Consider the following 20,620-nt stretch of genomic DNA (forward strand, 5'->3'; position numbering starts at 1 on the left):
AGTGGATTTTCGAATGGAGGCGCCCATGCTCGATCTCGAGCTTCTGCGCAGCTTCGTCTCGGTGGTCGAGGCCGGCGGCTTCACCCGCGCCGGCGAGCGCGTCCACCGCACGCAATCGACCGTAAGCCAGCAGATCAAGCGGCTGGAGGAGGATGTCGGCCAGGTGCTCCTGCACCGCGACGGCAAGGACGTGCGTCCCACCGAAGCCGGCGAGCGGTTGCTGTCCTACGCCCGGCGGCTGCTCTCGCTTGCAGAAGAAGCGCGCGACGTGCTGAGCCAGCCCGACAGCGAAGGCGCGATCCGGCTCGGCATTCCCGAGGATTTTGCGGCCTATCGCCTGGCGAAATTGCTGGCGACGTTCTCGCGCTCGCATCCCGGCCTGCGGCTCGACGTCCGCGCCGACCAGAGCAAGAACCTCGCCCGCGATCTCGAACGCGGCGAGCTTGATCTGGCGCTTTACAAGCGCGAGGCCGGCGAGAAGGGCGCGATCGCGGTGTGGCCGGAGCGGGTGCACTGGGTCACCAGCAAGAGCCATCCGATCGACGCGGGCGCGCCGTCGGTGCCGCTGATCGGCTTTCCGCTGGGCTGCCTCTATCGCGCCGGCGCCATCCACGCGCTGGAGAGTGCGGGCCGCACCTGGCACATGGCCTACACGTCATCGAGCCTCGCCGGCATCCAGGCCGCGGTCGCCGCCGGCATGGGGCTGAGCATCCTGTCCGAAATGTCGATCCAGGCCGATCATCGCGTGCTGACCGCGAAGGACGGCTTTGCGCCAATCAACAAGACCGAGGTGGCGCTGATGGCTGCGCCGGATGCGAGCCCGGCAACGCTGCGGCTCGCGGATCGACTCGCGGAGTTCTGCGATAACGTGCAGGCGAAGGCGGCCTAGTCGCCACGCGGTCGGTCTGTTCCCTCCCCCCTTGCGGGGGAGGGAGTGCAGTTGTGCACGTGGCGCGCGCAGCGTGTGTTCAGTACGCTACGCTCAATAACACCGCGACGCGGCGATGGCGTGGACGCGGCGGTCGCCGAGCAGATGGGCGACAAAACCGTTCTTCGGGAAGATCTTTGCAAACGCCGCGTCGCGGATGCTGAGGCCGCCGGCATAGGCGCCGAAGGCGGGCATCACGGCGCGCATCCCGTCACTGGCGAAGCAGCGGCGCTCCATCGAACGGCCGCGCGCGGAGACGCGGGCCTTGGGATGGAGATGGCCGGCGATCTCGCCATGCGCGCCGGTCGGCTCGTGGCGGAACGTGATCGGGCCGATCGCGACCTCGTCGGCGACGGTGCCGCCGAGATCGCGCGGCAGCATCGGATCGTGGTTGCCGGAGATCCAGATCCAGTCGCGACCGGATTGGAGTCCGGCGACGGCGTCGCGATCCTCAGCGGAGAGTCGCTTATGCGCGGTGCGATCGTGAAAACTGTCGCCAAGCGCGATGACGGTGCGCGGATCATGGCGGGAGATGACAGCAGCGAGCCGGCCGAGTGTCGCGATCGTATCGTAAGGCGGCAGCAACACGCCGCGGCTGGCGAAGCTCGAGCCTTTTTCGAGATGCAGGTCGGAGACAACGAGCAGGCGCTGCTCTTCCCAGAACAGGGCGCCGGAGAGATCGGCGGCGAACGTCACATCGCTGATGGTGACTCTGGAAACGCGCATGTCCTCGACATCTCCTGAAACCAGCGCGCCTGCCGTCACGTCAAAACCTGCTCTTATCCCATCGCCTCTTTGACCAGCTCGTCGGCGGCTTCGGCCAGGAGCTCGTCTGCAGCTTCGCCATAGACTGACTCGCGGCCGATTTCCAGCATCACGGGGACGGCGAGCGGGGAGACGTGGTCGAGTTCCCGGTGGGTGATACGGCCCTGGATGCGGGCCAGCATGCCGCCGAGACGGCGCAGGTCGAGCAGCCCGGTGGCGGCATCGGCGCGGGCGGCGCGCAGCAAGACGTGATCGGCCTGGTGCTTGCGCAGCACGTCGTAGACGAGATCGGTCGAGAACAGCACCTGGCGGCGGCTCTTGTCCTCATTGGTGAAGCGGCGCTCGATCAGGCCGGAGATCAGCGCGCAGTTGCGGAAGGTGCGCTTCATCAGCGCGGATTCGGCCAGCCATGCTTCGAGATCGTCCCCCAGCATGTCGGGGTTGAACAGCGCGTCGAGATTGAGCTCACCGTTGCGGACCATGAAGGAGGCGTCGCCCAGCCCCCAGATCGCCACCGCATATTCGTTGGCGACAAAGCCGAGCGGCCGGGCGCGGGCACGCTCCAGACGACGCGTCAAGAGCATGCCGAGCGTCTGGTGCGCGAGGCGCCCTTCGAAGGGATAGCAGATCAGATAATGCTTGTTACCGCGTGGAAAGGTCTCAACCAGAAGCTCGCGGACACCCGGCACGCGCGAGACGTCCTTCTGCAACGACAGCCAGTCGCGCACCTGCTCCGGCAGACCGTTCCATGCGCGCCTGTCGTCGAGCAGGCGGCGCACACGCTCCGCCAGATAGGTCGAGAGCGGGAACTTGCCGCCCATATAGGACGGCACCTTCGGATCCTTGTCGTTGGCGCGGGAAACATAGACCTGATCCTCGGCGAGCGCCTCGTAGCGCACGACCTCGCCGCCGAACACAAAGGTGTCGCCGGCGGTCAGCCCCTCGATAAAGTATTCCTCGATCTCGCCGAGCACGCGGCCGCCGCGCGCGATCGCGCCGGTCGAACCGCTGCCGGTGGAGCGGGAACGCACCAACCGCACCTTCAGCATCGGCTCCTCGACGATGGTGCCGACATTGAGACGATAGCTCTGCCGCACCTTTGGATTGGCGACGCGCCAGCGTCCCTGCTTATCCTGCCTGATGCGGGCGAAGCGCTCGTAGGTCTTCAGCGCGTAACCGCCGGAGGCGACGAAATCGACGACATCGTCAAAATCCTGCCGCGCCAGACCGGCGTAAGGCGCGGCAGTGCGCACCTCGTCATAGAGCTCGTCGGAGAGAAACGGCTCGCCGCAGGCGCAGCCGAGCACATGCTGGGCCAGCACGTCGAGCGCGCCGGTGCGCAGCGGCGGCGTGTCCTGCGCATTCTCGGCGATGGCATCGATCGCGACACGGCACTCCAGCACCTCGAAACGGTTGGCCGGCACCAGCACCGCGCGCGAGGCCTCGTCGAGGCGGTGATTGGCGCGGCCGATGCGTTGCATCAGGCGCGACGAGCCCTTGGGCGCGCCGATATTGACGACGAGATCGACGTCGCCCCAGTCGACGCCGAGGTCGAGCGAGGAGGTGCAGACCACGGCGCGCAGCTTACCTGCCGACATCGCGTCCTCGACCTTGCGGCGCTGGGCGACGTCGAGCGAGCCGTGATGCAGCGCGATCGCGAGCCCGTCGTCGTTCATGCGCCAGAGATCCTGGAACAACATCTCCGCCTGGCTGCGGGTGTTGACGAAGACCAGCGTGGTCTTGTTCGCCTTGATCAGCTCATAGACCTCGCTGAGCGCGTGGCGCGCCCCGTGGCCGGCCCAGGGCAGCCGCTCGCGCGTATCGAGCATCTCGACCAGCGGCGGCGCGGCACCGCCGGCGATCACGATGTCGGCGGCCACTTCCTTGCCGCCGGGCTGCGGCACCAGGAAGCGCGCGAGCTGATCAGGCTCGGCCACGGTCGCCGACAATCCGATCGCGCGGATCTGCGGCGCCAGCCGCCACAACCGCGCCAGCCCGAGCGAGAGCAGATCGCCGCGCTTGGACGTCACCAGCGCGTGCAGCTCGTCCAGCACGATGCGCTTCAAGGAGGAGAACAGGAACGGGGCGTCGTCGGAGGAGAGCAGAAGGGCGAGCTGCTCCGGCGTCGTCAGCAGGATATCAGGCGGATAGCGCCGCTGGCGCTGCCGCCGCGACACCGGCGTGTCGCCGGTGCGGGTCTCGACCTTGATCGGCAGCGCCATCTCGGCGATCGGTCGCTCCAGGTTGCGCGCGATGTCGACGGCGAGCGCCTTGAGCGGCGAGATGTAGAGCGTGTGGAGGCCAGCGCTACGCTGCACGCTGCGGCCGGTGGAGACGAGGCTGTTGTTGTCACCTCCCCCCTTGTGGGGGAGGTCGGCAGCCGCAGGCTGCCGGGAGGGGGGTAGAGCCACGAACGGTGCTTGTGGCCACCCCCCTCCCCGCCCCTCCCCCACAAGGGGGGAGGGAGAAGAGAAAGAAGACAACTCCACCAGCGTCGGCAGAAATCCCGCCAGCGTCTTGCCGGCACCGGTCGGCGCGATCAGCAGCGCGGAGCGGTCCTCGCGCGCCTTCTCCAGCAGCACCAGTTGATGCGCGCGCGGCGACCAGCCGCGCGCCGCGAACCACGCCTCGAAGCGGTCGGGCAGCGGCGCGGCCGGCTCGGCCGGGATTTTGTGGATGCGGGGCGGCACGGCATCACAGGTAAGCCGTGGGGGCGGGTTCGTCGAGGGGTGGAGGGAGGTCTCGTAGGGTGGGCAAAGCGTAGCGTGCCCACCATTCGCGTATGGATACCTGGAGAGATGGTGGGCACGGCGCTATGCGCCTTTGCCCACCCTACGACGTCCTGCCCGTTTCCTACTCCGACATCGGCTTGTCGGAGATATCCCAATCCTTGCCGGTGAAGGTGGAGATGAAGAGCGTCTTCATCGGCGTGTAGTCCTCGGGCGTGTAGCTGTAGGTGACGCCCTCGAGGAAATAGGGCGAGTGGAAGCCGGCAAGAGTCGAGGCCTGCTTCAGCACGTTGGCACGCGTGAGATCATCGCCGCAGCGGCGCAGGATCTCGCCCATGGTGACGGCCTGGCCGTAGCCGGCGAAGGCGATGGTGTTGTCGGGGTCGATGGCCGGCGTGTACTTCTTGCGCAGCTCCTCGAACGCCATCACGTCGGGGTCCTTCTCCCATTTGGGCAGGCCGACTTCCTTGTTGTAGCGGATGGCGACGATGCCGGCGGCATTCTCGAGGCCCGCGGCGTTCAGAATCGAGCGGCCGGTCGAGCCCGCGGACAACAGTTGCAGCGGCTTCCAGCCGAGCTCGGCCACTTTCCGGATCGACTGCGACGACGCCTTGCCGGTGGAGATGTTGTAGAACACGTCGGCGCCCGACTTTGAGAGATTGATGAGCTGGGAATCGACGGTCGGCTCGGTGAGATCGTAGGTCTGCTCCATGATCACCTGCGCGGTGCCGCCGGCGTCAGTCAGCACCTTCTTGAAGGGACCGAGGAAGTCGCGGCCAAAATCGTCGTTCTGGTAGAGGATGCCGATCTTGGCGTTCGGCTTCACGCTGACGACATGCCGCGCCAGGATGCGCGCCTCGGTCGGATAGAGCGGCAGGCCCGCCATCGTCCATTTGAACTCTTTCGGATTGTTCCACTTCGACGCGCCGGTGTTGAGCAGCAGCTGCGGCACGCCCTTGGAGTTCAGGTATTTGTGCACGGCGGTCTGCGGCGCGGTGCCGAGCGAGCCGTAGAGCGCCAGCACCTCCTCCTGCTCGACCAGGCGCCGCGTCGCCTCGACGCATTTCGGCGCGCTGTAGGCGTCGTCCATGGTGAGAAACTTGATCTTGCGCCCGTTGATGCCGCCCTTCTCGTTCAGCATCTGGAAATAGGCCTCGCCGACGCGCCCGAGCACGCCGTAGAGCGAGCCGGGGCCGGAATGCGGCACGGTCTGCCCGATCTTGATCTCGGTGTCGCTGGCGCCCGCATCGTATTTCTTCTCCGCGGCCCAGACATATGGCGCGGGCAAGGTGGATGCGGCGATGGTGGCGAGCGCGGCGGCGCTGAAATCGCGCCGCGATGGATTCTTGGTCATTATTTGTTTCTCCCTAGCGCGCGCATTGTGCTGGCATCGCAGCACGGCTCGCAAGTCCGAAGTCGTCGCTTTGCGACGCAATGACGCTCAAATCGCGGGGCGTTTAGCGCCTAGACTCAAGTTTTCTCGGCGACGACGACGAGGCCGCGCACCGGCTCGTTGTTCTCGTTGCGCGGAGAGCCCGGCTCCAGGGTGAGGAGCTTCAGTCCGGCTTGCGCAATGGCGCCGCGCACATATTCCGCCGAATGGGCATAGCGCAGGCCTTCGCCGAGAACGATGCCGCTGCCGTCATGCGTCTCCAGCGTGAAGGCAAGCACGCCGCCCGCTGCAAGCACGCGCCCGGCTTCGGTCAACACCGGCGCGAGGTCGGAGAGATAGACGAACGCGTCCGCGGCCACAACGAGGTTCGCGCTCGCATCGCCCTTGCCGCGCAGGCCCTCGATCATGTCGGCGACCTCGAGCTCGGCGTAGAGATCGGTCGCGCGCGCCACCCTGATCATGCCGGGCGACAGGTCGATACCGATGAAATGATCGACCTGCTTGGCGAAGGCGGCGGCCGCAAGCCCGGTGCCGCAACCGAGATCGATGGTGCGCTTGAAGAAAGCCGGCTTCTTCGCGGCAACGCGCGCGGCCAGCACCGCCTTGAAGATCAGCGCCGGGGCGCGATAGCCGAGATCGTTGATCAGCACGTCTTCGAAACGCGGCGCGTACTGGTCGAACAGGGCCTGCACATAGGCCTTGGGCATCTCCGTCATCTGCGCGTCGCCGAGCCGTATCAGATGCAGGCCGGCACCATGCTGATCCTCCGGATCGGACTCCCGCGATTTGCGAAAGGCCGCGATGGCCTTGTCGCGCTCGCCGAGTTGCTGCCGGATCTCGCCGAGCGTGAACCATGCCGAGGCGAAATTCGGTGCGAGCTCGATCGCCTGCTCGAGGAGATCGGCGGCGGCAGGCAGATCGCCCTTGAGCTGGAGGTCGCGCGCGAACTCGAAACGGCGGTCGGCCATGAGATCGCCGGAGGACAGAAACAGGCGCAGGGGCATTGGGAACCAGGAAGCGGGTGGTGACTCGAAGATGCGGTGAGGCAGCCTATATAGCAGTCATGCGCCCGCAAGACATCCTGTTGCCAGCTGCTGCCGGCCTGTGCTGCAAGCCCGGCGGCTTCCACATCGATCCCGTGCGCCCGGTCGAGCGGGCCTTGATCACCCACGGCCATTCCGACCATGCCCGCGCCGGCCATGGCGCGGTGCTGGCGACGCAGGAAACGCTCGACATGATGCGGCTGCGCTATGGCGAGAATTTCGCCGGCTCGACGCAAGCCATCCGTTACGGCGAGGAGATCCGGCTCGGCGATGTCAGCGTGAAATTCCACCCGGCCGGGCATGTGCTGGGCTCGGCGCAGATCGCGGTGACATGCAAAGACACCTGCATCGTCGCCTCCGGCGACTACAAGGACGCGCGAGATCCGACCTGCGCGCCGTTCGAGCTGGTGCCCTGCGACGTCTTCATCACCGAGGCGACGTTCGGCCTGCCGGTGTTCCGGCATGGCGATGCGGCCGATGAAGTGAAGAAGCTGCTCGCCTCGGTCGCGCTGTTTCCCGAACGCGCGCATCTCGTCGGCGCCTATTCGCTCGGCAAGGCGCAACGCGTGATCGCGCTGCTGCGGCAGGCCGGCTATGACGCACCGATCTATCTGCATGGCGCCATGGAGACGATCACCCATTACTACCAGAGCCGCGGGATCGCACTCGGCGATCTCAGGCCCGTGATTGGCGTGAAGAAGGCGGCGCTCGCCGGCACCATCACGCTGGCACCGCCGTCAGCGACATCAGATATCTGGACGCGCCGTTTTCCCGATCCCGTCACCGCCTTCGCCTCAGGGTGGATGCGCGTGCGCGCCCGCGCGCGGCAGCGCGGCGTCGAATTGCCGCTCGTGATTTCCGACCACGCCGACTGGGACGGCCTCACCGCCACGATCGCGGCGACCGGCGCCGGCGAGATCTGGGTCACCCACGGCCAGGAAGACGCGCTGGTGCATTGGTGCCAATCGCGCGGCCTGAGGGCGCAGCCGCTCGATCTGGTCGGCTATGGCGATGAGGAGGAGAGCGAGACGCCGATTGCCGACGAGGCCGAAGCATGAACCGCTTCGCCGAACTCCTCGACCGTCTCGCCTACGAGCCCGGGCGCAACAACAAGCTGCGGCTGATCACCGGCTATTTCCGCGAGGTCGGCGATCCCGATCGCGGCTACGCGCTGGCGGCACTGACCGGCGCGCTCAGCTTCAAGCACGCCAAGCCGGCGCTGATCCGCGACCTGATCGCGTCGCGCACGGATGAGGTGCTGTTCGGGTTGAGTTACGATTATGTCGGCGATCTCTCGGAGACGGTGGCGCTGATGTGGCCGAAGCGCGCGGGAGATGGCGGGCAGTCTTTTCCGGGCCACCCCTCTCCCCCGCCCTCCCCCACAAGGGGGGAGGGAGCGCAGCAGAACGCGGCGCTGTCAGCGAGCACAACAACTAATAGCGATTCCCAAAGTGATGGAGGCACGAGCCTCACCGTTCCCTCCCCCCTTGCGGAGGAGGGTCAGGGAGGGGGGTACCGCGGGCGAGATGACAGCGATGCGCTCCACCCAAGCAACCACAACAACCCGCCGCCGCCGACCCTCACCGAAGTCGTCACCACGCTCCGCACCCTCGGCAAGACCGAACTGCCGAAGCAACTCGAACGCTGGCTCGATGAGCTCGATGAGACCGGCCGCTGGGCGCTGCTCAAGCTCGTCACCGGCGCGCTTCGCATCGGCATTTCCGCACGCCTCGCAAAGACCGCCGCGGCGGCGCTCGGCGACAAGGACCCGCATGAAGTCGAGCTGATCTGGCCGGGGCTTGCGCCACCCTATCTCGACCTGTTCGCCTGGCTGGAAGGCCGCGGCGAAAAGCCGGTCAATCGCGATCCCGCGCCGTTCCGCCCGGTGATGCTCGCGCATGCGATCGACGATACCGATTTCGTCGCGCTCGATCCCGCCGACTACATCGCCGAATGGAAATGGGACGGCATCCGCGTGCAGGCGGTTGCGGGCCGCGACGACCGCGGCCACGTCACTGCCCGGCTCTATTCGCGCACCGGCGAGGACATCACGGGGAGCTTTCCGGACCTCGTGCCGTCGCTGCGCCTGCCGGGCGCGATCGACGGCGAGCTTCTGATCCTGCGCGAGGGCCGCGTGCAGAGCTTCAACGTTCTCCAGCAGCGGCTCAATCGCAAGGCGGTCTCGCCAAAGCTGATCAAGGAATTTCCGATCCATCTGCGCGCCTACGATTTGCTCGGCGACGATGAGAACGATTTGCGTGAATTGCCGTTCACGGAGCGGCGGGAACGGCTGGAAACATTCATCACTAAGCTCGGCGATCCCCGCATCGATCTGTCGCCCATCGTGCCCTTCGCGAGCTGGGAGGCGCTGACCGCCGCGCGCGCCGACCCCGCAAGTGCCGGCGCCGGCGAGGATGCCGACGCGGTCGAGGGCGTGATGCTGAAGCGGCGCGATGCGCCTTATCTGCCCGGCCGGCCGAAGGGCCAATGGTGGAAGTGGAAGCGCGACCCGCACATCATCGATGCCGTGCTGATGTACGCGCAGCGCGGCCACGGCAAGCGCTCGTCCTATTATTCCGACTACACGTTTGGCGTCTGGACCGAAGGTGAGACCGGCGACGAGCTGGTACCGGTGGGAAAGGCCTATTTCGGCTTCACCGACGAGGAACTACTCCAGATCGACCGCTTCGTCCGCCGCAACACCACGGAAAAGTTCGGCCCGGTGCGCCATGTCGTGCACGAGGGCGACAAGGGGCTGGTGCTGGAGGTCGCGTTCGAAGGGCTGCAGCGCTCGCCGCGGCACAAATCAGGCGTCGCGATGCGCTTTCCCCGCATCAGCCGACTGCGGTGGGACAAGCCGCCGCGGGAGGCCGACCGGCTGGAAACCCTGGAAAAGATGTTGAAGGCGGAAGCGGCGGAGGTTGAGGCTTGAAGCGTGCTGAGACGAGGCTCGATTGTCGCCAAGGCGAAGGTGCGCCCCCTCGCCCGCTTGCGGGAGAGGGTTGGGGTGAGGGTGTCCCCTCATCGGGATTCCCCAAGAGGACAGAGCCCTCACCCGGCGCTCGGGACGATGCTTCGCATCGCCGGACGCGCCGACCTCTCCCGCAAGCGGGAGAGGTGAGCCCAGCCGCCGGCGTGCACCCAAATCGCTGGTGCGCTGCCGAAATTAAAATGCGGTAAGCTGATTGACGGCCGGTTACGGGTTCCCCATGTGCCCCGCCGTGACTTATAATCGGGTCGAATCCCGCGAGGAGTTTTTTGCGATGGTCCAAGACGTCAGAGATTTGCCGGCCGGCCGCAGTGATGGCCTGAACCGCTTTCTCGGCGGCTCGCCGCTGGCGGTCGCGTTTCGCCTCGTCCTGCTCTCGATCCTGGTGGGCGTCGTGCTGGCGGCGATCGGCTTCGATCCCTGGAATATCATCTACAGCATTCGCCTCTTGTTCCAGCGGCTGTGGGATCTCGGCTTCGATGCCGTGAACTGGCTGTGGCGCTACTTCCTGCTCGGCGCGGTCATCGTGATTCCGATCTGGCTGCTGTCGCGCGTCTTTGGCGCGCCGCGCCGCTAAGTCCGGATCGAGCTCAGGGAGCCCGCAGCCGATGCAATTACGCTTTGTCGGCTGCGGCGACGCCTTCGGCTCGGGCGGCAGGCTCAACACCTGTTTCCACGTTGCGGGGCGCGAGGCCAACTTCCTGATCGACTGCGGCGCGTCGGCCCTGCCGGCGCTGAAGCGACTCGAGATCGACCGCAACGATATCGATCTGATCCTGATCACGCATTTCCACGGCGACCATTTTGCCGGCCTGCCGTTTGTCCTGCTCGACGCGCAGTTCTCGCGGCGAACGCGACCGCTGACGATCGCGGGCCCGCAAGGCATCGAGACGCGGCTGCGCGAGGTGATGGAGGTTTTGTTCGAGCATTCCTCGAAGACCAGGCAGCGCTTCGAGCTCTCCGTCGTCGAACTCGCGCCCGGGCAAAGGCGCGATTTCGGCGCGGTGACGGTGACGCCCTACCCGGTCGTGCACGGCGAATCCGGCGGCCCGTTCCTGGCCTACCGCGTCGAGACCGAGGGTCGCACGCTCGCCTACAGCGCCGACACCGAGTGGACGGAAACGCTCATTCCGCTGGCGCATGGCGCGGACCTTTTCATCGCGGAAGCCTATATGTACGAGAAGGTGGTCAAGAACCATCTCAGCCTGAAGACCTTGGAACAGCATCTGCCCGCGATCGGCGCCAAACGCCTCGTCCTCACCCATATGAGCGACGACATGCTGTCGCGCCTCGTCGATATCGAGCATCTCGCCGCCGAAGACGGCATGGTGCTCGTGTTCTGACATGCACGCGCCCGTTCCCCTCAAGATCGGCTCCCGCCAGGTCTTCGCCATCGCGGGTCCGGCGATGGTTGCGAACCTCACCACGCCGCTGATCGGGGTGGTCTCGACCACGGCGATCGGGCGGCTCGACGATGCCGCGCTGCTCGGCGGCGTGGCGATGGCCTCCGTCATCTTCGACTGCCTGTTCTGGCTATTCGGCTTCCTGCGCATGAGCACGCTCGCCTCACCGCGCAGGCGCTCGGCGCCGGCGAGACGCGCGAGCTGACCGCGATCCTGATGCGCGGCTTCATCGTCGCGGGCCTGATCGGGGCTGCTCTGATCGCGCTGCAACTGCCGCTGGCGGCCGTGCTGTTCGACCTGATGGGCGGCAGCGAAGGCGTCACGCGCGCCGCCAAGACCTATTTCATGATCCGGATCTGGTCGTCGCCGCTGGCCTTCGCCAACTATGTCATCCTCGGCTGGCTGGTGGGGCAGGCCCGCGCCAATCCGGCGCTGCTGCTTCAGATCGTCATCAATCTCGTCAACATGGCGGCGACGATCCTGCTCGTGCTGGTCTACGACACCGGCATCGCGGGCGCGGCGATCGCCGCGCTGCTCTCGGAGACCATCGGCTTCGCGCTCGGCGTGATCGTCTGCCGCCGCTATGCGGACGGCGGCTTTGGCGTGCCTCGCGCCACCTTGTTCGACCGGGCCAAGCTGATGCGGATGCTGGCGGTGAACTCCGACATCATGATCCGCACCGCGGCGCTGATCGCCGTGTTCCTGTTCTTTACCGCGAAGGGCGCGCGCGCCGGCGATGTCACGCTGGCCGCGAATTCCGTGCTCAACAATTTCCTGCTGGTCAGCGCCTTCTTCCTCGACGGTCTTGCGAACGCGGCCCAGCAGCTCTGCGGCCGCACCTTTGGCGCACGCGATGCAAAAGGCTTCGCGGATTCGACCCGGCTGGTGCTCGCGTGGGGGCTCGGCTTCGCGCTGGTCGTCGCGGTGCTGTTCGCGCTGTTCGGGACGGCGCTGATCAATGTCATGACCGCGAGCGAAGACGTCCGCCGGGCCGCGCGCGACTTCCTACCCTTCATCGTGCTCGCGCCGGTGCCCGGCGTGTTCGCCTTCGGCTTCGACGGGATCTATATCGGCGCCACCTGGGCCCGCGAGATGCGCAATCTGATGCTGGCCTCGCTGGCGATCTTCCTCTTCACCTGGTGGGCGCTGCAAGCCCTCGGCAATGCCGGGCTATGGTGCGCGCTGATCGCGTTCTATGTCGCACGCGGCGGCTTGCAGGGCGCGCGCTATCCGGCGCTGTATGGGGCGACGTTTCCGAAATCGTAGAACAATCGTGGCCCGGATGGAGCAGCTTTCTCTTCTCCCTCGCCCCGCTTGCGGGGAGAGGCGAAGAACGGCGCCTCACATCCCCGGCCAGTCTTCTGCCGTCAGCGTCGCAGCATCCGCGCCGACGATGTCGGAGAGCGAATCCCGGCCCGTGCGCAGCAATGTCGAGGTGAGGTCACGCTTGATCTCCTCGACGAGGCCGAGGCCCTTGTAGACCAGCGACGAATAGAGCTGGATCAGGCTCGCGCCGGCGCGGATTTTCGTCAGCGCGGCGCCGCCGGAATCGACACCGCCGACGCCGACCAGCGGGAACGCGCCCTCGACGCGCACATAGGTCTCCGCGACCATGCGCGTCGACAGGCGGAACAGCGGCCGGCCGGACAGGCCGCCCTGCTCCTTCGCCCGCATCTCCTCGCGCAGCGTGCTCGGCCGTGCGATCGTCGTGTTCGACACGATCATGCCGTCGACCCGGCGCGAGCGCGCGACCTGCACGACGTCGTCGAGCTGGGCAAGGCTCAAATCCGGCGCGATCTTCAGCAGCACCGGCGTGTCGCCGGCCTTCTGGCGCACCCGCTCGCGCGCGTCGATCACCCTTGCGAGGAGGTCGTCGAGCAGCGCGCCTTCCTGCAAGTTGCGCAGGCCCGGCGTGTTCGGCGAGGAGACGTTGATCGTGAAATAGCTCGCGACCGGCGCAAAGGCCTCGATCAGCTTGACGTAGTCCCCAACGCGGTCCGGCGAATCCTTGTTGGCGCCGACATTGACGCCGACGATGCCGCCGTGCTGCGCGCGCGCGGCGAGCCTGCGCAGCGCGACATCCGCGCCGTCATTGTTGAAGCCCATGCGGTTGATGACGGCCTCGTCGCGCTCGAGCCGGAACAGCCGCGGCCGCGGATTGCCGCTTTGCGGCTTGGGCGTCACCGATCCGATCTCGACGAAGCCGAAGCCGAGGCGCAGCAGCGCATCCGGCACCTCAGCGCTCTTGTCGAAGCCCGCGGCCATGCCGATCGGGTTGGGAAAGTTGAGCCCGAAGGCGCGCACCGCGAGCTTGGGATCGTCAGCGCGCGGCTTGACCGGCGGCAGGAAGCGCAGGCCCTGGATCGCCAGGCGATGCGCATCCTCCGGATCGAGCCAGCGCAGCACCGGCAGCGAAAGAGCATCGAAGGCGCGAATCACGGGGCAAGCTCCGGCATGTCGTGGCCGCCGTCCGAGCGCATGTTGAGGTTCACCACCGAGATGACCGCGCCGAAATCGAGCTCGCCATAGAGATGCGGAAACAGCTCGTCATTGCGCGAGCGCTCCCAGCGCAATTCGCTGCCGAGCGCATCGCCGTCGACCTCGACCAGGAACAGCGCGCGCTGCCCGAAATAATGCTTGCGCAAGGTCTCGGGAACCTGGGCGGCCGTCGAGAAATGGATGAAGCCGTCGCGCGCGTCGTCCGCGCTGCCGCGGTACACGCCCTGCCGTTCCGCCTCGCGCCAGGCCGAGGCCGGACAGATTTTGTAGATCTTGTTGACCACCTGATGTGGAGCCCTGTTTGCTCTTTGAGTCAGCTCGTTGAGTCTCTTGGGGTTTTTCGTCTCTTGCGGGTCTCAAAACCCGGCGCGACCGTAAAGGCGGCCCCTTCCGAACTCAAGACTTAGAGCCTATTCCATTCCGATGAAATCGGAATGGGCTCTAAATTCTTGTTTTGACGCGTATTCTTGACGCGAACCGGTATCCGCTTCGCTTGAAAGCGCGTCCGCCGTCGCCTCTTGCGCGAAAATCGGAAAACCGGTTGATTTGAGGACAGTTTTCCTGAGTTGCGACGGGCTGGACCTTCCATGGTCAGACAGGCCAAAGCGCAGAGGATACTGACTCACGACCAGATCTGGGTCGCGCTGGATCGGCTGGCGGCGCGCGCCGGGCTGTCTCCGTCCGGCCTCGCCAAGCGGGCAGGGCTCGACCCCACCACTTTCAACCGGTCCAAGCGCGTCACCTCGGACGGCCGCGAGCGCTGGCCCTCGACCGAATCGATCGCAAAAGCGCTGGCAGCGGCCGGCGCCTCAATCGATGTCTTTGCCGGGTTGATCAGCGACGAGACCGGCAACAGCCGCTCGGTGCCGCTGCTCGGGCTCGCACAGGCGGGCGCGAGCGGCGCTTTCGACGAGTCCGGCCTTCCGTCCGGCAAGGGCTGGACCGAGCTCGCGCTTCCCACCGCCGAGGACAGCCAGACGTTTGCGCTGGAGATTGCCGGCGATGCGCTTGCCCCGACCTATCGCAACGGCGACGTCATCCTGGTCTCACCCGGCACGCCGATCCGCAAGGGGGATCGTGTCGTGGTGACGACCAAGGCGGGCGAGGTGACGGTCGCAACGTTGAAGCGCCGCACGGCCAAGGCGCTGGACTTGCTGCCGCTCGATGCCTCGCAGGCCGAGCGCACGATCGCGGCGGGTGAGCTCGCGTGGGTCGCAAGGATCGTGTGGGCGAGCCAATAAATTCAACGCGCGACGGCCATTGCGACTCACCGCGCCTCTCGCCTAGGTTGCGCGCGCATCGCCGATCTAATTCATCTTGGGGGAATATGATGAATCGCCGTCACGCATTGAAGGCCCTCGCGGGTCTTGCGCTTTGTCCGGTCTGCAAGCCGGCCTTCGCCGCCGAAGGCGTGCATTGGAGCTATGAAGGCGCCGGAGCCCCTGCCAAATGGGGCGATCTCGACGCGGCCAACAAGGCCTGCGCGGTCGGCCTGCAACAATCGCCGATCGACATCGAGGCGACGATCAAGTCGCAATTGCCGACGTTGAAGCTGAATTGGGGCAAGAGAGCCGACACCATCGTCAACAACGGGCACACGATCCAGCTCAACTTCGCCGAAGGCAGCACGCTCACGCTCGGCGACGTCAAATACAAGCTGCTCCAGGTGCACTTCCACCGGCCGAGCGAGCACATGATCGGCGGCAAGAATTTTCCGATGGAGGCGCATTTCGTCCATCGCAACGATGCCGGCGGGCTCGCCGTGGTCGGCGTGCTGATGGCCGAGGGCAAGCCGAACGCGGCCTTCGGCAAGATCGTCAAGACCATGCCGGCGGCGGAAGGCCCCGCGGTGAAAGCCGACGCGAGCATCGATCCCCTCTCTATGCTGCCAACGAGGCTCAGCTACTTCCGCTATCCCGGCTCGCTGACGACGCCGCCCTGCTCGGAAGTGGTCGAATGGCTGCTGCTGACCACCCCGATCCAGGTCTCGGCCGCCGACGTCGCCGCCTTCGCAAAGCTCTATCCGATGAACGCGCGGCCGGTGCAGAAGGACAACCGGCGTTACGTGCTACGCTCGACCTGAGGCGCAGCCTCGGCGCCTCGGACGTTCTGTCTGACGTCCACGACGACCTCGTAGTTGGCGGCCGTTGCATCGAAGGCCGTCAGCATGGCCTGCGCCTCAGGATCGACGACGGCCTTGTCGGGATCGGGCCCCGTGAAGGCGCGGATGCTGTCGAGGCCCTGCCACAGCGTCAGCGCCAGCACTTCGGTGCCCCCCTCCACCTCGCGGCGCAACAGCGAGGCGCCGGAAAAGCCGTCGATGGCCTCAAGGTGCGGCACCACCCGGGTTGCAAAATGATGCTGATAGAGGGCGGCCTTGTCGCGCGCGGCCGCCGCACGCCAGATGCGAGCGATCATCGTTCTCTCCGAAGCCTGCAAGGCGGAGTCTCGGGGAACACCCCCGGCGCCGTATTGGCTGAAATTGCGGCAACGCTCCCATCCCGATTTTGCCTCTCGTCCAGGACCGCCCGTCGCGTCATGATGTGCGAGAGACGGAGCACACGGACCGACGATGGCGCGCCGGCACACTGGCAACCACACGAGCTATTGGCACAGCCGGCGGATTCCCGGCATGAGCCTGCTGCGCGCCGATTTCCGTCACCACGACTACGGTTCGCACACCCATGATGCCTATGTGATCGCGGTAACGGAGTCCGGCGGCGCCGAAATCCGCAACCGCAATGTCGTGCGAAAGGTCGGCGCCGCCACGCTGTTCGTCTCCAATCCGGACGAGCGGCAGTCGGCCCGGATGGGCGATAGCGGACGATGGCGCTATCGCGCCTTCTATCTCGCCCAGCCTGCAATCGGCGACCTCGCGCGGCGCTTCGGCACGGACCCCCTGCCCCACCTCCAGGAGAGCATGCTCGACGACGGCGATCTGATCGGGCGCTTCGACCGGTTGCACCGGGTGCTGGAAACCGAACAGGACGACCTCTTGGCCGACGAGCTGGTCGCCGATGCCTTCGGCCGTCTGTTCGAGCGCTATGGTGACGGACGCCGCAGCAAGATCCCTGCCGGCCGCGACGCCGTCGTGTCGCGGTTGATCGCCCTGATGCGGGAGCGCCATGCCGAAAATCTGAGCCTGGATCAGCTTGCCGGCCTCGCAGGCCTCACCAGTTTCCAGCTGATCGGGCTGTTCAAGCGCACGGTTGGCCTTACCCCGCACGCCTATCTCGTCCACATCAGGCTCAACGCGGCCTGCCGTTTCTTGAGGCGTGGCCATTCGCTGGCCGACAGCGCGCTGGCGGCGGGATTCTGCGACCAGGCCGCGCTCAACAAGCATTTCAGGCGCTGCTACGGCATCACGCCCTTGCAGTTTGCGCAGGCCGCGCGAGCGGGCTGACGCCGCAATTTCAGCCAATACTGCCGGGGAACACGCGCCCTACTGCGATGCTGTGGAGGTTCTGCGCGGCGGGCGCCGTGCCGATTCCTGGCCTGACCGAGAAAGCGAAATGACCACACCAGCGAAACCGAGACTCCCCGCATTCGATCCGGAGGACGTCAGCGAGAGCAATTTCACCAGCTATCCGCAGTTGCACCGGGCCGCCAACCAGATGCGCTACAACCGCCGGCTCGGCGAGCATGCGGGGCTGAAGAATTTCGGCGTCAACCTGACCCGGATCATTCCGGGCGGGCAATCCTCGTTGCGGCACGCGCATTCGCGCCAGGACGAGTTCGTCTTCGTGATCGAGGGCGAAGTGGTGCTCGAGACCGATTCCGGCGCGCAGGTGCTGACGACGGGAATGTGCGCCGGCTTCCCCGCCGGCAGCGGCGATGCGCACCGCTTCGTCAATCGCACCACACGCGACGTCAGGCTGCTCGTGATCGGCGACCGCACGCCGGACGACGTGATCAGCTATCCCGACGTCGACATGCACGCCGTGCTCGGGCCGGATGGCGTCTACAAATTCACGACCAGGGCGGGCGAGCCGCTTTAGGGCCGCACCTCGCTACCTGCCTCACGCGCTCCGCGCCAGCGCGCCGTCGATCATGTTGACCGCGTTCTGCACACCGTACACCGCAACGAAGGAGCCGAAGCGCGGGCCCTTCTCCTGGCCGAGCAGGACCTGGTAGAGCATGTTGAACCAGTCGAGCGTCACGCCCGGACGGCCGTCCTTGCCCTTCTTGACCTGGTCGAGGAACGGCTCGCGGCGACCGATCTCGTAGACGACGTTCTGGATGTCCTCGGCCGAGGATTCCTGCGGAAGCTGCGACAGCGCATCGCGCAGATCCTGCAGCGCGGCGCGCTCGGTCTCGGTCGGCACGCGGAACTGCTTCGTCGGCGCCACGAAATCGCGGTAGTAGTTGATGGCGTAGCCGACCATCGCATCGAGCCTGGGATGCGTCTTGGGGCTCACGCCGGGGCGATAGCGGCCGATGAAGCCCCACAGCGTCTCGGCATTCTCCGCATTCGACGACGACACCAGCGTCAAGAGAAGCTGGAAGGTGACGGGCATGTCGCCCTTCGGCGGATGGCCGTTGTGGATGTGCCAGACCGGATTGCCGAGCTGCTGCTTGCCATCCTGCTTCGCAAAGCCGTCGATGAACTGCTGATAGTCGTCGACATTGCGCGGGATGACGTCGAAATACAGCCGCTTGGCCGCCTTCGGCTCGCGATACATGAACAGCGACAGCGATTCCGGCGAGGCGTAGCGCAGCCATTCGTCGATGGTGAGGCCGTTGCCCTTCGACTTCGAGATCTTCTGGCCTTGCTCGTCGAGGAAGAGCTCGTAGTTGAAGCCTTCGGGCGGCGTGGCGCCGAGCGCCCGGGCGATCGCGCCCGAGAGCTTCACGGAATCGATCAGGTCCTTGCCGGCCATCTCGTAGTCGACACCGAGCGCAACCCAGCGCATCGCCCAGTCGGCCTTCCACTGGCACTTGACGTTGCCGCCGGTGACAGGCGTCTCGACTTCCTGGTTGGTATCCGGATCGACATAGGTCACCGTGCCGGCCGCGACATCGCGGCGGATCATCGGCACCTGGAGCACGATTCCGGTGGTCTTGCTGATGGGCAGGAACGGCGAATAAGTCGCGCGGCGGTCCGGCCCCAGCGTCGGCAGGATGATCGCCATGACCTTGTCGTAGGCGGCGAGCATCTTCAGCAGCGTCGCGTCGAAACGGCCGGACGTATAATAGTCGGTCGAGCTCGCGAACTCGTAGTCGAAGCCGAAATGATCGAGGAAGGCGCGCAGGCGGGCGTTGTTGTGGTGCCCGAACGACGGATATTCGTTGGAGAACGGATCCGGCACGCGCGTCAGCGGCTTGCCGAGATGCGCAGCCAGCATCTCCTTGTTGGGGACGTTGTCCGGCACCTTCCGAAACCCGTCCATGTCGTCGGAGAAGGCGAGCAGACGCGTCTTGATCTTGTCCTCGGTCAGCACGCGGAAGGCATGGCGCACCATCGAGGTGCGCGCGACCTCGCCGAACGTGCCGATATGCGGCAGGCCCGAGGGGCCGTAGCCGGTCTCGAACAGCACCTCGTCCTTCGGGCTTTTCTTCAGCCGCGCGACAATGGCCTTCGCCTGCTCGAACGGCCAGGCGTTGGATTGTTCGGCGAGCGCACGCAGGTCGCTCGGATTCGCGGCAAGATCGATAACGGACATCAGGGGCCTCCGGGCCGCGGAAAATAGCGATTTCCGGGCAGAATGCAAAAATGGTCTTGATCGTCATTCCGGGGCGATGCGCAGCATCGAACCCGGAATCTCGAGATTCCGGGTTCGCGCTTCGCGCGCCCCGGAATGACGATCGATGGTTAGAACGGGCTCACCGAAAAATACCGCAGCCACAGGTCGGTGTAGCGGCCTTTTTCCCAGACGCGGAACAGGGCCCAGTTCAGGGCCTGGCGCAGCACGTCGTTGCCCTTGCGCACGGCGATGCCGATGCCTTCACCGAAAAAGCGGCTCTCAACGAAGGGACCGCCGGAGAAGGCGCAGCAATCGCCCGAATCCGTGCCGTTGATCCAGAAGGCGAGCGAGATGGCGTCGCCGAAAATGAAGTCGACCTCGCCCTTGCGGAGCGCGGCGCGCATCGCGTCGTCGTTGGGATAGGGGTGCAGCTCGGCGTCGGTGAACATCGCCTTGAGATAGGCTTCATGCGCGGAGCCGCCGATCACGCCCACCTTCTTGCCCTCGAGATATTCCGGGCGGATTTCCGGCATCACCGCATCCTTGCGCGAGGCAAAGCGCGCCGGCACGCGGTAATAGGGATCGGAGAAGTCGACGCGGGCCCGGAGCTGCGGGCTCACCGCCATCGAGGCGATGATGGCATCGCCCCGGTTCGAGGTGAGCGCGTCGACCAGGGTCTCGAAGCGGCGCATTTGCACCGTGCAGGTGACCTTGATCTCCTCGCAGAGCGCGCGGGCGAGATCGACGTTGAAGCCGGCCGGATTGCCGTCGGCGCCGGTGTAGTTGAACGGCGGATAGTCGGTCTCGGTCAAAAAGCGGATCACGGTCAGGCGCGACAGGTCCGGCCGCTCCGGCCGCCGCCGCGGGTCCCAGAAGCCGGGCACGGCCTGCGGGGCCGCCTGGGGCGCGACCTGCGGGGTGACCTGGGGCGCCGCCGGAGGCTGCTTGGCCGGGGCCTGCGCCGTCGCGCCGGGCAGGCCGGCGAACAGGCAGGCGCCGACGGCCAGCCCTGTCAGCAAGCCACGGGCAGATTTGGACGATTTCGCCTGTTGCGATGGAGCCATCGGCCGGAAATGAACGAATTTCGTTGGGATCGGAGGGCCTTATAGACCATCCGCCCGGGAACGCGAGCGCCGATTGCGGTCAGGGTGAAGGTGCGCTCCCTCTCCCGCTTGCGGGAGGGGGTC

18 protein-coding genes and 1 pseudogene are annotated in these 20,620 nt (G+C 66.2%); 10 read left to right on the forward strand and 9 right to left on the reverse strand.

The features are described 5' to 3' along the window. Positions 1-25: 25 nt before the first annotated feature. Positions 26-889, forward strand: a complete 864-nt coding sequence (locus tag WN73_RS35880; RefSeq protein ID WP_028172817.1) for a LysR family transcriptional regulator — start codon at positions 26-28, stop codon at positions 887-889. Positions 890-982: 93 nt separating this feature from the next. Here WN73_RS35880 and pdeM read toward each other — a convergent pair whose 3' ends face one another. The 4 genes from pdeM to WN73_RS35900 all read right to left on the reverse strand — a co-directional run bounded on the left by pdeM (position 983) and on the right by WN73_RS35900 (position 6,819). Beyond that, positions 983-1,654: a ligase-associated DNA damage response endonuclease PdeM gene (gene pdeM / locus WN73_RS35885; RefSeq protein ID WP_049832443.1), complete on the reverse strand. Its 672-nt coding sequence runs from the start codon at positions 1,652-1,654 to the stop codon at positions 983-985. A gap of 53 nt (positions 1,655-1,707) precedes the next feature. Next, a complete protein-coding gene (locus tag WN73_RS35890; RefSeq protein WP_028172815.1) occupies positions 1,708-4,383 on the reverse strand; it encodes a ligase-associated DNA damage response DEXH box helicase in 2,676 nt (891 codons plus the stop codon). Between the two features lie 163 nt (positions 4,384-4,546). Then, positions 4,547-5,776 (reverse strand): ABC transporter substrate-binding protein, encoded by a 1,230-nt coding sequence (locus WN73_RS35895; RefSeq protein WP_028172814.1) that lies wholly within the window; start codon positions 5,774-5,776, stop codon positions 4,547-4,549. Between the two features lie 116 nt (positions 5,777-5,892). Then, complete coding sequence (locus tag WN73_RS35900; RefSeq protein ID WP_271556947.1) at positions 5,893-6,819, reverse strand: class I SAM-dependent DNA methyltransferase; 927 nt, start codon at positions 6,817-6,819, stop codon at positions 5,893-5,895. Between the two features lie 59 nt (positions 6,820-6,878). Between WN73_RS35900 and WN73_RS35905 the strand changes: the two genes are divergently transcribed. From WN73_RS35905 to WN73_RS35925, 5 genes and pseudogenes are all read left to right on the forward strand, one after another. Beyond that, positions 6,879-7,916, forward strand: a complete 1,038-nt coding sequence (locus WN73_RS35905) for a ligase-associated DNA damage response exonuclease (RefSeq protein WP_271556949.1) — start codon at positions 6,879-6,881, stop codon at positions 7,914-7,916. After that, entirely contained in the window at positions 7,913-9,790 is a 1,878-nt protein-coding gene (locus WN73_RS35910; RefSeq protein WP_271556951.1) for an ATP-dependent DNA ligase, read from the forward strand. Before WN73_RS35905 ends, WN73_RS35910 begins: the two co-directional genes overlap by 4 nt. 331 nt (positions 9,791-10,121) lie before the next feature. Then, on the forward strand, positions 10,122-10,424 hold the full coding sequence (locus tag WN73_RS35915; RefSeq protein WP_028172810.1) for a DUF6460 domain-containing protein: 303 nt from the start codon (positions 10,122-10,124) through the stop codon (positions 10,422-10,424). A 31-nt stretch (positions 10,425-10,455) separates the two neighbouring features. Continuing rightward, positions 10,456-11,190 carry an MBL fold metallo-hydrolase gene (locus tag WN73_RS35920; RefSeq protein ID WP_271556953.1) on the forward strand — a complete coding sequence of 245 codons (735 nt, stop codon included), beginning with the start codon at positions 10,456-10,458 and terminating at the stop codon, positions 11,188-11,190. Between the two features lies 1 nt (position 11,191). Then, positions 11,192-12,516: pseudogene (locus tag WN73_RS35925) on the forward strand (MATE family efflux transporter). A gap of 75 nt (positions 12,517-12,591) precedes the next feature. On the opposite strand, the gene WN73_RS35930 reads toward WN73_RS35925, so the two are convergent. Beyond that, the gene (locus tag WN73_RS35930) at positions 12,592-13,689 is read right to left on the reverse strand and encodes a quinone-dependent dihydroorotate dehydrogenase (RefSeq protein ID WP_011083959.1); all 1,098 of its coding nucleotides are present in this window, start codon (positions 13,687-13,689) and stop codon (positions 12,592-12,594) included. Continuing rightward, positions 13,686-14,033 carry a DUF952 domain-containing protein gene (locus tag WN73_RS35935; protein WP_011083958.1) on the reverse strand — a complete coding sequence of 116 codons (348 nt, stop codon included), beginning with the start codon at positions 14,031-14,033 and terminating at the stop codon, positions 13,686-13,688. Before WN73_RS35935 ends, WN73_RS35930 begins: the two co-directional genes overlap by 4 nt. A 303-nt stretch (positions 14,034-14,336) precedes the next feature. Here WN73_RS35935 and WN73_RS35940 point away from each other — a divergent pair, with 303 nt between their 5' ends. Together WN73_RS35940 and WN73_RS35945 are read left to right on the forward strand one after the other, a co-directional pair. After that, on the forward strand, positions 14,337-14,990 hold the full coding sequence (locus WN73_RS35940) for a S24 family peptidase (protein ID WP_011083957.1): 654 nt from the start codon (positions 14,337-14,339) through the stop codon (positions 14,988-14,990). Between the two features lie 89 nt (positions 14,991-15,079). After that, positions 15,080-15,832, forward strand: a complete 753-nt coding sequence (locus WN73_RS35945; RefSeq protein WP_271556956.1) for a carbonic anhydrase — start codon at positions 15,080-15,082, stop codon at positions 15,830-15,832. Here WN73_RS35945 and WN73_RS35950 read toward each other — a convergent pair. Beyond that, the gene (locus WN73_RS35950) at positions 15,811-16,167 is read right to left on the reverse strand and encodes an antibiotic biosynthesis monooxygenase family protein (RefSeq protein ID WP_271556958.1); all 357 of its coding nucleotides are present in this window, start codon (positions 16,165-16,167) and stop codon (positions 15,811-15,813) included. The genes WN73_RS35945 and WN73_RS35950 overlap by 22 nt on opposite strands. 154 nt (positions 16,168-16,321) lie before the next feature. Here WN73_RS35950 and WN73_RS35955 point away from each other — a divergent pair, with 154 nt between their 5' ends. Together WN73_RS35955 and WN73_RS35960 are read left to right on the forward strand one after the other, a co-directional pair. Next, the gene (locus tag WN73_RS35955; RefSeq protein WP_271556960.1) at positions 16,322-17,152 is read left to right on the forward strand and encodes an AraC family transcriptional regulator; all 831 of its coding nucleotides are present in this window, start codon (positions 16,322-16,324) and stop codon (positions 17,150-17,152) included. A gap of 109 nt (positions 17,153-17,261) precedes the next feature. Continuing rightward, positions 17,262-17,747: a cupin domain-containing protein gene (locus WN73_RS35960; RefSeq protein WP_271556962.1), complete on the forward strand. Its 486-nt coding sequence runs from the start codon at positions 17,262-17,264 to the stop codon at positions 17,745-17,747. A 21-nt stretch (positions 17,748-17,768) separates the two neighbouring features. Here the strand turns inward: WN73_RS35960 and WN73_RS35965 are convergent, their stop codons facing one another. Both WN73_RS35965 and WN73_RS35970 read right to left on the reverse strand, forming a co-directional pair. After that, the gene (locus WN73_RS35965; protein WP_271556964.1) at positions 17,769-19,412 is read right to left on the reverse strand and encodes a lysine--tRNA ligase; all 1,644 of its coding nucleotides are present in this window, start codon (positions 19,410-19,412) and stop codon (positions 17,769-17,771) included. A 149-nt stretch (positions 19,413-19,561) separates the two neighbouring features. Continuing rightward, the gene (locus tag WN73_RS35970) at positions 19,562-20,497 is read right to left on the reverse strand and encodes a transporter substrate-binding domain-containing protein (protein WP_161533063.1); all 936 of its coding nucleotides are present in this window, start codon (positions 20,495-20,497) and stop codon (positions 19,562-19,564) included. Positions 20,498-20,620: the final 123 nt, after the last annotated feature.

Source organism: Bradyrhizobium sp. CCBAU 45394 (assembly GCF_028128655.1).
Lineage (GTDB): Bacteria > Pseudomonadota > Alphaproteobacteria > Rhizobiales > Xanthobacteraceae > Bradyrhizobium > Bradyrhizobium diazoefficiens.

Bases quoted from the DNA above. Each gene is read 5' to 3' on its own strand.
- WN73_RS35970 (WP_161533063.1), bottom strand. From the start codon at position 20,497: ATGGCTCCATCGCAACAGGCGAAATCGTCCAAATCTGCCCGTGGCTTG.
- WN73_RS35960 (WP_271556962.1), top strand. From the start codon at position 17,262: ATGACCACACCAGCGAAACCGAGACTCCCCGCATTCGATCCGGAGGAC.
- WN73_RS35880 (WP_028172817.1), top strand. From the start codon at position 26: ATGCTCGATCTCGAGCTTCTGCGCAGCTTCGTCTCGGTGGTCGAGGCC.
- WN73_RS35965 (WP_271556964.1), bottom strand. From the start codon at position 19,412: ATGTCCGTTATCGATCTTGCCGCGAATCCGAGCGACCTGCGTGCGCTC.
- WN73_RS35920 (WP_271556953.1), top strand. From the start codon at position 10,456: ATGCAATTACGCTTTGTCGGCTGCGGCGACGCCTTCGGCTCGGGCGGC.
- WN73_RS35905 (WP_271556949.1), top strand. From the start codon at position 6,879: ATGCGCCCGCAAGACATCCTGTTGCCAGCTGCTGCCGGCCTGTGCTGC.
- WN73_RS35895 (WP_028172814.1), bottom strand. From the start codon at position 5,776: ATGACCAAGAATCCATCGCGGCGCGATTTCAGCGCCGCCGCGCTCGCC.
- WN73_RS35940 (WP_011083957.1), top strand. From the start codon at position 14,337: ATGGTCAGACAGGCCAAAGCGCAGAGGATACTGACTCACGACCAGATC.
- WN73_RS35945 (WP_271556956.1), top strand. From the start codon at position 15,080: ATGAATCGCCGTCACGCATTGAAGGCCCTCGCGGGTCTTGCGCTTTGT.
- WN73_RS35915 (WP_028172810.1), top strand. From the start codon at position 10,122: ATGGTCCAAGACGTCAGAGATTTGCCGGCCGGCCGCAGTGATGGCCTG.
- WN73_RS35950 (WP_271556958.1), bottom strand. From the start codon at position 16,167: ATGATCGCTCGCATCTGGCGTGCGGCGGCCGCGCGCGACAAGGCCGCC.
- pdeM (WP_049832443.1), bottom strand. From the start codon at position 1,654: ATGCGCGTTTCCAGAGTCACCATCAGCGATGTGACGTTCGCCGCCGAT.
- WN73_RS35900 (WP_271556947.1), bottom strand. From the start codon at position 6,819: ATGCCCCTGCGCCTGTTTCTGTCCTCCGGCGATCTCATGGCCGACCGC.
- WN73_RS35955 (WP_271556960.1), top strand. From the start codon at position 16,322: ATGGCGCGCCGGCACACTGGCAACCACACGAGCTATTGGCACAGCCGG.
- WN73_RS35910 (WP_271556951.1), top strand. From the start codon at position 7,913: ATGAACCGCTTCGCCGAACTCCTCGACCGTCTCGCCTACGAGCCCGGG.